Origin of the sequence: Huintestinicola sp., assembly GCF_050874005.1 — a bacterium.
Lineage (GTDB): Bacteria > Bacillota > Clostridia > Oscillospirales > Ruminococcaceae > Huintestinicola.
The window spans coordinates 1-11,354 of the sequence record NZ_JBNMJV010000061.1; the positions used below are offsets into that span (position 1 = coordinate 1).

Here is an 11,354-nt window from a genome sequence, read left to right on the forward strand (position 1 = left end):
AAAAATCCGATACATAGGTGTGCAGGCTTGCTGCGGCACACGAAACGTACCGCTTAATGCTGCTCGGTTCCCCGCCTGACATGGTTCACGGTGTTTTGTTGCACAGGGCCCGCACACCTATATATCGGATTGCGACCATCTGAATTACATTATAGCATATTACTTTTTAAATTGCAAGAGTTTTTTTGAAAAAATTTGAAAGACGTGAAAACATATTTTCCGCCGCCGATTTTCTCAGCGGCGGTATTGAACTCAGCTTCCGAGAAGACTTGATATTTCTTCATCTGTCATGCCTCCCGACTTGAGCCTTGCGATAATTCTCTTACGTTCTTCGGTAATACCCTCAGCTCTTCCCTCTGCTTTCCCCTCAGCTCTTCCCTGCCTTCTTGCATTTATAAGCCCCGACTCGTAATCTCTTTCCGCCTTGTTTCTCTGACGAATATATTCACGCATTTTTTCGTCTTTGCTCATTTCAAGAATAGCGTTGACGCTCTCGCTTTTTCTTTCTTCGGAAATAATGTCAAAGGTCACAGAAAGCGCCTCCCCCTGTTGTTTTCTCTGTAATAATTATACCACTATACGGCCGAAAAATCAAGTATATTTATATAAAGTCCGCCATACTGTAACCCAATTGTAATTGCAAATCAAAGCCGTATCTGCTATAATAAAATTCAGAAAGGATGTTTATCATGACAAAGCGCACCAAAAAAGCATTTTTAATGTTAATGACCGCCGCCCTGCTCCTCTGCGGCTGTACCGAAAAAAATAAAGGACAGGAGACTGCCGGGACGTCTCTCACCTCAAACGGCGCATCTCTCCCTTCGGAAGAAACAGCTTCGGAAACACCTCCCGAGCCTTTTTCGGGCTATTCCTTTGAGCTGCGTGGAGCCGCCGAAAACTATCTCATTACCCTAAAGCCGGGGGAATATGCCGATGAGATAGCCGTTGTGGTGGAAAATAACCGCTATGAGACGAGAGATTTCGTTATAACCGCTCCCACAGGCTATGCACCCTCTTTTCCCTATGACCAAAGCTATGCTTCGTCGGCGGTGAAGATAATAAAGAACGATATCGACGATACATATATCCCGGATATTATGCAGTTTACTTTTGACATCACCCAGGAGGAGCTGGACAAGTCGGGGGATAATGCCGTATATTCCGTAAGCCGTATGTACACCGTTGACAGGGACGGCGAGCTGCGTGAGATAAACGTGGTAAGCTTCGAGGACGCTGACGGGGACGGCGAGGCGGAGGAGGTCGTTCACGACTACATTGACCGCACTCAGCTTTACCACAGCGAGCCGGATAAATTCATCTACGAGATAACGGTAGATGACAGCGACCTTTACGATGAAAACGGCGACCCCCGTCCTATTGAGAGCAGAGTTAAGATAAAAACGCTGAAATTCGAGTACAATGTTCCCCGAATGGTGGCAGGCTATGAGGAGATAACCGAGGACAATACCCTTTATTTCGGTTATGCCTGCTGGGCAGCCGCAAATTCCGCCGCTCAGTATTTCACAATGACCACCTTTAACATTTCCGACTGGGAAAATTATGTGGAAATGCCCCGCCCCGAGGACAGCGAGCTTTCGGATTATTATTTCAGGATAGATGACAGCCGCTTCAGCTTGGTAAAGGATCTGAAAAAATATTTAAGGAGCATTTTCACTCCTAAGACCGCCGAAAGGATATTTGCCGCCGCTCCCCAGCGGTATACTGACATAAACGGCGAGCTGTACGGCATTGCGGGAGACGGGGGATACGACTTTACTCTCGGCACTCTCACATTTTCCGATGTAAGCGTTACGAAGGACAGAATGGTTTTCCGCTCAAGGCAGGAGAAATTTGACGAGACGGGCAATTTCACAGGCTACACTGACGGCGGCAATTTCGTTATCGAGCGCTGCGAGGACGGCTTGTGGAGGGTGAGCGAGTACAGGTATCCTTATTCGCTGAACTGATTTTGGTCAATAAAAACTGCCGCACAGCTAAGTGTGCGGCAGCGGTATCAGCATATCACGAACTGCTGCATTTCACGTATGGTCATATCAATAGGCTCGATATTGTTTTCTTTGCAATATGCAATTATTGCACGGTAATCATAATGAACAGAGTTTTCGCAATTGTCCGAGTAATACACAAATCCGCCTGCCTGTTCGGCAATATCGTCAAGACTGCAGATCTTGTCAAATTCATCTTTTGCAAGCAAGGTCTTATCGCCTCCTCAAAGCAGTTGTCACAATATAATACAATGAATGGCGTGTTTTTGCTGAACTAATTATACCGCATATCTCAGAAAAAATCAACCGATAAAGTATTTTCTCGACTTTTTGGATACCCAAATAAACAAAATATACAGAAAGGACACCCAAAACCTATGAAGCTTCTTATTATCCGTCACGGAGACCCCGACTACGAGCACGACTCCCTTACCGAAAAAGGCCGCAGGGAGGCGAGTTTGCTTGCAGACAGACTTGTAAATGAAAAAATAGACTACTACTACCTCTCCCCTCTGGGCAGAGCGCAGGCGACTGCCGAATACACTCTTAAAGCGAAAAATGCCACGGGGGAGACCTGTCCCTGGCTGAGAGAGTTCCACGCTCCCATAATCGACGAAATAACGGGAGAGGATCGTATCCCCTGGGACCAGCTCCCTGCCTGCTGGACGGCAAAGGAGGAGTATTACAGCAAGGACCTGTGGCACACCGTTCCCGCAATGGACAAGGCGAATGTTATCGCCGAGGCGGAGAGAGTTTACAGCGGCATTGACGGCATACTTGAATGCCACGGCTACAAGCGGGAGGGGAATATTTACCGTGCGGTAACTCCCAACAGGGACACAATTGCCCTGTTCTGCCATTTCGGCGTTGAATGTGTGATGCTGGGGCACCTGCTGGGCATATCTCCAGTAGTGCTGTGGCACGGCTTCTGCGCCGCACCCACTTCTGTGACCGTTCTCACCACCGAGGAGCGCAGGGAGGGCATTGCATATTTCCGAATGAACACCTTCGGTGATACGGGTCATCTGTATGCAGGGGGAGAGCCGCCTGCCTTTGCCGCACGCTTCTGCGAGACCTTTGACTCCGATGAACGCCACGACTGATAAATATCTTTACAAAATGCAACCGCCGGTTGCATTTTTTGTAAGCTTTGCTTGGTTGAAAAGGATCTCGGAATACCGTATAATAAATATAACGAAAGCGGACAGCACCTATATCCGCAGAATGGAGAGGTTCAGATGATAGAATCGAATTTAAAGCGGCTTCGCAAGATGAGCGGTCTGTCTCAGGAGCAGGTGGCGGAGAAGCTGAATGTTTCCCGTCAGGCGGTGGCAAAGTGGGAAAGCGGCGACAGCCTGCCCGATATCTACAACTGCCGAGCCCTTGCCGACCTTTACGATGTGACCCTTGACAGTCTTTTTGAAGCTGTTACGGACGGTGAGAAAAAGGACATAACTCCCCGTGGCAAGCATATTTTCGGTGCTGTCAGAGTGGGAAAGGACGGCTCCTTCAAAATACCCAAAAAGGCTTTGAAAATATTCGGCATAAAGGAAGGGGAAATGCTCCTTGTGCTTGGTGACGAGGCTCAGGGAGGAATTGCCCTCTGCAAGACGTCCTTCTTTATTGACGTGCTTAAATCAATGAAAGCCGCAGGCTGCAAGGATATCACCCTTGCAGATGTTATCCCCTCGGAAAATAATGAGGAGTGAAAGGAACGGACTATGGAGAATTCATCTGTAGTGATAAAAAATCTCAGAAAGACCTTCGGCAGTCTTACCGCTGTAAACGACCTCACTCTTGACATCGCTTCGGGAGAGCTTTTCGGACTCCTTGGGGTCAACGGCGCAGGAAAGACCACCACCATAAAAATGTTATCCTGCCTTACCAAGCCCGACAGCGGCGAAGCCTTTCTGGGCGGAAAGAGCATTGTCACCGAAAGCAATGAGGTAAAGCGGATAATAAACCTCTCCACTCAGGAAACCGCCGTTGCCCCAAAGCTTACGGTAAAGGAAAATCTTCGGTTTATGGCGGATATTTACGGCATAGATGACCCCCAGGGAGCGGTGGACAGAGTGATAAACGAGCTTTCTCTCGGTTCTGTACTTGACCGAAAGGCAAAGACCCTTTCGGGGGGCTGGCAGAGAAAGGTGAGCATTGCAATGGCTCTTGTGACCTCCCCGAGGATATTATTCCTTGACGAGCCGACTTTAGGGCTTGACGTGCTGGCAAGGCGTGAGCTTTGGAACGTTATAAAGGGACTTAAATCCAAAATGACCATTATCCTCACCACCCACTATCTTGACGAGGCGGAGGCACTCTGCGACCGCATTGCAATTATGACAGGAGGCTGTCTCAGAGCAGTGGGAACGGCCGACGAGCTGAAAAAGCTTGCAGGCAAGGACAGCTTTGAGGACGCATTTATCGAGATAGCCGAAAGAAGCAACGGAAAGGAAGAAGCTGTATGAGAACCATAGTATTTTCGGGGAGAAATCTCAAAGAGCTGCTCAGAGACCCATTAAGCTACATATTCTGTCTCGGGTTCCCCATTGTAATGCTGCTCATTATGACTGTGGTAAACAGCAGCATACCTCCCGAGGCGGGTATGACTGTTTTCAGAATTGACAATCTTTCGGGCGGAATTGCGGTGTTCGGACTTTCCTTTGTAATGCTCTTTGCGGCACTTTTACTGTCTCAGGACAGAACCGGCGCATTTCTTACCCGTCTTTATGCCTCACCGATGAAAGCGTGGGAGTTTATCGGAGGATATCATCTGCCTATTATCCTGCTTTCGGTGATACAGTCGGTGATAGCCTTCGCCGCTTCATTTGTAATTGCGGCGGCGGAAGATGTTCAGATGAACGTGGGAAGAGTGCTTTTCGCTCTTCTGTCACTTGTCCCCACAGCGGTGATGTTCATAGGCTTCGGACTTTTTTTCGGAAGTGTGATGGGCAGCAATGCCGCTCCGGGACTTTGCTCCATAATCATCTCCGCCGCAGGAATGCTGGGTGGAATATGGATGGACGTTGAAAGTATAGGCGGCGGACTTCGCAGCGTCTGCCTTGCCCTGCCCTTCTATCACTCGGTGAGAGCGGTGCGCAGCATTATGGCAGGCAGTACGGCAAATCTTGGAACGGATATGCTTATCATTGCGGCATACACCATCGGGGCAGTTTTGATCTCTATTATTGCCTTCAGGAAAAATATGGTAAAGGACAACAGATAAAAGGAGTGTCATTATGAAAATAGCGTGGTTCTGTATTCCCGCACACGGACACACAAATCCTACTCTGGGCATAGTTAAGGAGATGACCTCTGCAGGACACGAGGTATACTATTTCTCCTTTGAGCAGTTTAAGGAAAAGATAGAAAATGCAGGGGCAAGCTTCATAAGCTGTGACGGCTGTGATTTTGAGATGGAGGACAAGGAAAACGCCGACAAAGTGGGAAAGGATATGGCTTTTGCCGCCGAGCTTCTGGTAAATTCCACTCTTGCGCTGGACGATAAGGTTTCGGAAAAAGTCAAAGAGATAAAGCCCGACCTCATTGTTTCCGACTCTGTGGCATACTGGGGCAAGCTTACGGCAATGAAGTACAATATCCCCTATGTTTCCTCAACCACCACCTTTGCATTCAACAGCCAATCATCAAGATATATGAAGCAGGGCATTGGCGATTTGTTTAAAATGATATTCACAATGCCCAAGGCGAACAAGCATATAAAAAGATTACAGGACAAGGGCTACCCCGTTAAAAGCATAATGGAGATAGTCACAAATGACAACGACACAAACACCATTGTTTACACTTCCAAGTATTTCCAACCCTGTGCCGAGAGCTTTTCGGACAAGTATCATTTCATTGGTCCTTCCATAAGACCCGTTGAAAAGGCGATGGAAAAGACTGCGGATAAGACCGTTTACATTTCAATGGGTACGGTGGTTAAGAACGAGGAGATATACCGAAGCTGCATTGAGGCTCTGAAAGGAACGGATTATCAGGTAATTGTTTCCTGCGGCACAAACAGCCATAATTTCGGCGTTCTTCCCGATAATATACAGGTTTACGAGCACGTTGACCAGATGGCGGTGCTGTCAATTTCCGATGTGTTCATCACCCACTGCGGAATGAATTCCGCCTCAGAGGGCTTGTATTTTGAAGTGCCTCTGATACTCTGCCCCCAGACCCCCGAGCAGGGAGCGGTTGCGGCAAGGACAGAGGAGCTTGGTGCAGGCATTATGCTGAGGTCATACGGCAAGGACGATATTTTAAAGACAATTGAAACTGCCCTTAATGATACGAAGTACAAAAATGCCGCAAAGAAGATATCCGAAAGCTTCAAGTCCTGCGGCGGCGCAGCAGAAGCGAGAGCTTTCCTTGAGTCGGCGGGTGACGACCCGCAGCGATCTCGTTAGGACATTTTGCAAAACCATTTTCATTTGCTGCACTGTAACCTTTATTAAAGCGAATTTTAGCACACATAACAAAAACTCCCCGTTCGATGTTAATGCACGAACGGGGAGTAACTTGCAGTATATCAGTTAACATTGAGACGTTCTTTTAAAGCTTCCTGCAAAACTGCCGAGAAGTTGATGTGTTGAGATTCAGCCATCTCGTTGAGCCAGGAGGGAATGGTCAGAGTTTTCTTAACAGCCTTTTTCTCGTAAAACTTTCGGTATTCTATTGTATCACAGCTGATGAGAGTAACAAACTCATCAGAATTTACCGGTATAGAACGTGCGTCCGATGCCTTTGGAATATTTTCGCCTGCCTTTTCCATATCATAAAGGCGAAGGCACAGAACATCATTTGCGGCATCCATTCCGTCGATCATATCCTCGCCCTGTGTATAGCAGCTTGGTATATCGGGAAAAGAAATGCTGAAGCCTCCGTCTTTTTCTTCTGTAAATATCGCAGGATAAACATATTTTGCCATAATGTATTCCTCCTGTTCTGTTTTATATATTTTAGCACGTATTATACGTGCCGTCAAGTGCTTTCGAAAAAGTTATAAAATTATAAAAAATCTGCTTCCGACCTATGTGCCGAAAGCAGATTTTTTTATCTGTGAATTAAATTACTTAGTAAGCTTCCAGATGTTCTTAGCGTACTCGTCAACAGCACGGTCGGCGGAGAATATGCCTGCGCCTGCGATGTTGTGGAGAGACATCTTGTTCCACTTAGCCTTGTCCTTGTAGCACTCGGAAACGTACTGCTGAGCGGACTGGTAAGCGTCGAAATCTGCAAGTACCATATAGGGATCCTTGAACTTGAGGGTGTCTGCAACTTCCTCGAATGTGCAGCCGTTGATGCCGCTGTACATCTTTGCGAGAGCCTTGCGGATGACCTCGTTGTTGTTTACATATTCCTCGGGACGGTAGCCCTGAGCCTTCTTTGCAAGAACTTCCTCGGTGGTCATACCGAAGATGAATATGTTGTCCTTGCCGACCTGCTCCTTGATCTCAACGTTTGCGCCGTCAAGTGTACCAAGAGTAAGAGCACCATTGAGCATAAGCTTCATATTGCCTGTACCCGAAGCCTCTGTGCCTGCCAGAGATATCTGCTCGGAAACTTCTGCAGCGGGCATAAGCAGCTCGGACATTGTTACACGGTAATCCTCAAGGAAGAATACCTGTAATTTCTTGCTGATAACGGGGTTCTTTCTTATTTCCTCGCCCAGAGCCCAGATCATTTTGATTATCTGCTTTGCAAGATAGTAGCCGGGAGCAGCCTTAGCCGCAAAGATATAGGTCTTGGGAGTAAATTCCATATCGGGGTTTTCAAGCAGAGCGTTGTACTCGGCAATGATGTTCAGAGCATTGAGGTTCTGTCTCTTGTACTCGTGGAGACGCTTTACCTGGACGTCGAAGATAGCGTTTGTGTTGAGGTCTACGCCGAAATTGCGGTGAACATAATCAGCAAAGCGCTTCTTGTTCTCAAGCTTGATCTTTGCAAGCTGGTCGAGTACCTTTTTGTCGTTTTCATACTTGACAAAGCTTGAAAGCTCCATTGCGTTCTTCTTGAAGCCGTCGCCGATGGTCTCGGAGAGGAGGTCTGTAAGTCCGGGATTGGACTGGAGGAGCCATCTCCTGTATGCGATACCGTTGGTAACGTTCTGGAACTTGTGGGGAGTGTAGTTGTATTCGTTGTTAAATACATCGGTCTTGATGATCTCGGAGTGGAGCTTGGAAACGCCGTTTACGCTGTGAGAAGCGCATACGCAGAGGAGAGCCATATGGATCTGGTTGTTCTGAACGATGGACATTCTGGAAACCTTGTTTCCGTCGCCGAGCCTTTCCATAAGCTCTGCGCAGTAGCGGCGGTTGATCTCGCAGATGATGTCGTAGATACGGGGAGTGATCTGGCGGACGAGGTTAACGTCCCACTTTTCGAGAGCTTCAGCCATAACGGTGTGGTTGGTGTAAGCAAAGGTGTTTGTAACGATATACCAGCTCTTGTCCCAGCTGTAGCCGCAGTCGTCGAGAAGGATACGCATAAGCTCGGGGATAGCAAGAGTGGGGTGAGTGTCGTTGATGTGGATAGCAACCTTTTCGTGGAGGTTGTCGAGAGTGCCGTAAACGGACATATGACGGTTAACGATATCGCCTACGGAAGCAGCGCACATAAAATACTGCTGACGGTATCTGAGGCTCTTGCCCTCAAGGTGGTTATCGTTGGGGTAAAGCACCTTGGAGATAGCCTGAGCAACGGTGTTCTGACCCAAAGCTCTTGCATAGTCGCCCTGGTTGAACATCTTCATATCGAAGGAGGGCGCCTTTGCCTGCCACAGTCTCAGAACGGAAACGCCCTCGCTGTCGTAGCCGGGAACGTACATATCGTAAGGAACTGCAACAACGGTGTTGTAGTTAACGTAGGAAACGTGGTGATACTGCTGATCCCAGTATTCCTTCAGCTCGCCGTCGAAGTGAACTTCGATGGACTTGTCTGTCTTGGGAACAAGCCAGCAGTCGCCGCCGGGAAGCCAGTTATCGGGAAGCTCTGTCTGCCAGCCGTCCTCTATCTTCTGCTTGAAGATGCCGTACTCGTAGCAGATGGAGTAGCCCATTGCGGGATAGCCGTCTGTAGCGAGGCCGTCAAGGTAGCAGGCAGCAAGTCTGCCGAGACCGCCGTTTCCGAGACCTGCATCAGGCTCGTAATCGTAAATTCTCTCAATGTTAACGTCCCACTTCTTGAGGATATCCTCCACCATATCGTTTATTTCAAGGTTGTAAAGGCTGGTCTTGAGGGAACGACCCATAAGGAATTCCATTGAAAGGTAGTAAACTTCCTTTTTGCCTGCGGAATGGGTCTGGTTTCTGAACTTTCTTCTCTTTGCTCTGAGCAGCTCGACTACAACAGCTGACAGAGCCTTGTAGATCTGGTTATCAGAAGCGTCGATGGGAGTTACGTTGAACTCCACCTGAAGCTCCTGTCTGAGTTTTTCTTCAAAATCTTCCTTGTTGATAACAGGTATCATATTTTCCTTTCTCTCCTTCTCGAAATTATTTGTGGGACCTGAATTATCTAAGTGTAAAAATCTGCTTAAAAATATTATAAAATATCTGTGCAGTTTTTTCAATAGGAATATTAGACAAATATTTATTCGACAAATTAAATTAACTGTTGTAAACGTTTAAGGGGTAATGGAAGCGGTCTTGGGCGGATTTTAAAAAATATGGACCTTTTTGGTTGACAATGATGTCGGAATATGTTATAATAAATTGAAATTTATCCTTCATAATAAACCGTAAAGGCTGTGAATAATATGACGGAAAAAACTGCTAAGAATAATTCGTTAACTGTCTCCGACAAGGTCATTAAAACGCATATGCTCTTTATTGCAGGCGTGTGCCTTATTTTCGGAATAGTGAACCTTGTTTCGGGAGCCGCAGCGGCAGGCGTTGTCACCATTGCAATAGGCGTTATCATTCCTGCGATCGTGATGATACTGAACAAGAAGCTCAGCAATCAGGTCAAGGGAACGATCCTCTCCCAGGGTCAGCTGCTGGCGATCATCATCATATCCGCCGCTGGCGATCATCATCATATCCGCCGCAAAGCACGAGATGCACGGAATGTTCCCCCTTATGCTGGCATCAATGGCTATCGCTTCCGTTTACTATAACCTCCTTAACATCAAGATACATTGGGTGATAATGGATATTGCCGTTATCGGCGCACTGTTTTTCAAGGACTTTTTCTATCAGGGCGCAGGAATGGAGTTCCTTATCAAGGGCATTATCGGAATGAACATCTGTGCAACGCTCATATGGTATTTTATCGGGCAGAGCATAAAGTATATAGATCAGTCAAGAACTGCCGAGCAGAAGACCTCGGGGCTTCTCGAGCAGATGAACGAGCAGGTAAGCGGCAACAAGGCTCTTATGGCAAAGCAGGGGGACGTGGTCGCACGTATCGCTGAGATATCCTCAAGCCTTGACAGCACCGCAGCTCTTATGGAGCAGATATCCTCCTCTCTCAGCGCAGACGCCGAGGAGCAGGAGGCTACTATCGGAAATATCGTTGCCGATATCGGAAATATCACCGAGCAGGCGCATCTCAGTCTCAGAGAGTCCGAAAGCGCTTCCGAATCCGCAAGAAAGAGCAATGAGACTCTCTGCGCCAGCAACGAAGAAGTCCGCAATATGGTAAATGCAATGGATGACATTGCAAAGGCTTCACGGGAGATCGAGAGCATTATCAAAACCATTGAGGACATTGCATTCCAGACAAATATCCTTGCTCTTAACGCCGCAGTTGAGGCTGCCCGTGCAGGAGACGCAGGCAAGGGCTTTGCGGTAGTTGCGGACGAGGTAAGAAATCTCGCAAACAAATCCGCCGAGGCAGCAAAGAACACATCTTCCCTCATTGCCGCAAGTATTGAGGCTGTAAAGGGCGGAACCGTTCTTGCCGAGGGCATTGCCGATAAGATGGGCGACGTTATCCGCATTTCCGAGGACAGCGCAAGACAGTCCGAGGAGATAAAGCGGCTTGCCGAGAGCCAGACTGCTTCCGCCGAGGCTGTCAAGGTCAAGATGGATCAGATAGCGGAAGTCGTAGCGCAGATATCCCGCACCTCCGAAAGAAGCGCCGACACCGCCCGTTCCGTTACCGACGAGGTAAAGAGAATGAACGATATCGTAAAAGAGTTCAACTGATAAAGTACATAAAAATCAGCCGCCTTTGACTATGCCAAAGGCGGCTCAGCTTGTCGATAAAGTGTTTAGTCGAAAAAATTTGCACAAATAAGGTCATAGTAAAAGTTTCGTCCACCTTTTCAAAGGTGGCAGGGGTCAAGGGGGCGGCGCCCCTTGTCGCCCTTCCGCAATGATAAACAAAGTTTATCTGCGA

General features: G+C 47.8%; 12 protein-coding genes and 1 other RNA gene. 8 read left to right on the forward strand and 5 right to left on the reverse strand.

Annotated elements, in window-relative coordinates; all coding sequences use genetic code 11:
- Positions 1-16: 16 nt before the first annotated feature.
- An RNA gene (ffs, locus tag ACR0QN_RS13165) (signal recognition particle sRNA small type) lies at positions 17-115 on the reverse strand.
- A 137-nt stretch (positions 116-252) separates the two neighbouring features.
- A complete protein-coding gene (locus ACR0QN_RS13170; protein WP_432651681.1) occupies positions 253-531 on the reverse strand; it encodes a hypothetical protein in 279 nt (92 codons plus the stop codon).
- 158 nt (positions 532-689) lie between these two features.
- On the opposite strand from ACR0QN_RS13170, the gene ACR0QN_RS13175 reads away from it, so the two are divergent.
- On the forward strand, positions 690-1,967 hold the full coding sequence (locus ACR0QN_RS13175; RefSeq protein ID WP_432651682.1) for a hypothetical protein: 1,278 nt from the start codon (positions 690-692) through the stop codon (positions 1,965-1,967).
- A 47-nt stretch (positions 1,968-2,014) separates the two neighbouring features.
- On the opposite strand, the gene ACR0QN_RS13180 is transcribed toward ACR0QN_RS13175, so the two are convergent.
- Entirely contained in the window at positions 2,015-2,215 is a 201-nt protein-coding gene (locus ACR0QN_RS13180; RefSeq protein WP_432651683.1) for a hypothetical protein, read from the reverse strand.
- Between the two features lie 168 nt (positions 2,216-2,383).
- On the opposite strand from ACR0QN_RS13180, the gene ACR0QN_RS13185 reads away from it, so the two are divergent.
- The 5 genes from ACR0QN_RS13185 to ACR0QN_RS13205 all read left to right on the forward strand — a co-directional run bounded on the left by ACR0QN_RS13185 (position 2,384) and on the right by ACR0QN_RS13205 (position 6,418).
- Positions 2,384-3,109 carry a histidine phosphatase family protein gene (locus ACR0QN_RS13185; RefSeq protein ID WP_432651684.1) on the forward strand — a complete coding sequence of 242 codons (726 nt, stop codon included), beginning with the start codon at positions 2,384-2,386 and terminating at the stop codon, positions 3,107-3,109.
- 135 nt (positions 3,110-3,244) lie between these two features.
- Entirely contained in the window at positions 3,245-3,715 is a 471-nt protein-coding gene (locus ACR0QN_RS13190) for a helix-turn-helix transcriptional regulator (protein ID WP_432651685.1), read from the forward strand.
- A 12-nt stretch (positions 3,716-3,727) separates the two neighbouring features.
- Positions 3,728-4,471: an ABC transporter ATP-binding protein gene (locus ACR0QN_RS13195; protein ID WP_432651686.1), complete on the forward strand. Its 744-nt coding sequence runs from the start codon at positions 3,728-3,730 to the stop codon at positions 4,469-4,471.
- Positions 4,468-5,229, forward strand: a complete 762-nt coding sequence (locus ACR0QN_RS13200) for an ABC transporter permease (RefSeq protein ID WP_432651687.1) — start codon at positions 4,468-4,470, stop codon at positions 5,227-5,229. Before ACR0QN_RS13195 ends, ACR0QN_RS13200 begins: the two co-directional genes overlap by 4 nt.
- A 13-nt stretch (positions 5,230-5,242) precedes the next feature.
- Positions 5,243-6,418: a macrolide family glycosyltransferase gene (locus ACR0QN_RS13205; protein WP_432651688.1), complete on the forward strand. Its 1,176-nt coding sequence runs from the start codon at positions 5,243-5,245 to the stop codon at positions 6,416-6,418.
- 122 nt (positions 6,419-6,540) lie between these two features.
- Here the strand turns inward: ACR0QN_RS13205 and ACR0QN_RS13210 are convergent, their stop codons facing one another.
- Positions 6,541-6,939 carry a type II toxin-antitoxin system HicB family antitoxin gene (locus ACR0QN_RS13210; RefSeq protein WP_432651689.1) on the reverse strand — a complete coding sequence of 133 codons (399 nt, stop codon included), beginning with the start codon at positions 6,937-6,939 and terminating at the stop codon, positions 6,541-6,543.
- Between the two features lie 141 nt (positions 6,940-7,080).
- Positions 7,081-9,480, reverse strand: coding sequence for a glycogen/starch/alpha-glucan phosphorylase (locus tag ACR0QN_RS13215; RefSeq protein WP_432651690.1), 2,400 nt, complete (start codon positions 9,478-9,480; stop codon positions 7,081-7,083).
- 288 nt (positions 9,481-9,768) lie between these two features.
- Here ACR0QN_RS13215 and ACR0QN_RS13220 point away from each other — a divergent pair, with 288 nt between their 5' ends.
- Together ACR0QN_RS13220 and ACR0QN_RS13225 are read left to right on the forward strand one after the other, a co-directional pair.
- The gene (locus tag ACR0QN_RS13220; RefSeq protein ID WP_432651691.1) at positions 9,769-10,128 is read left to right on the forward strand and encodes a hypothetical protein; all 360 of its coding nucleotides are present in this window, start codon (positions 9,769-9,771) and stop codon (positions 10,126-10,128) included.
- The gene (locus ACR0QN_RS13225) at positions 10,091-11,161 is read left to right on the forward strand and encodes a methyl-accepting chemotaxis protein (protein ID WP_432651692.1); all 1,071 of its coding nucleotides are present in this window, start codon (positions 10,091-10,093) and stop codon (positions 11,159-11,161) included. Before ACR0QN_RS13220 ends, ACR0QN_RS13225 begins: the two co-directional genes overlap by 38 nt.
- Positions 11,162-11,354: the final 193 nt, after the last annotated feature.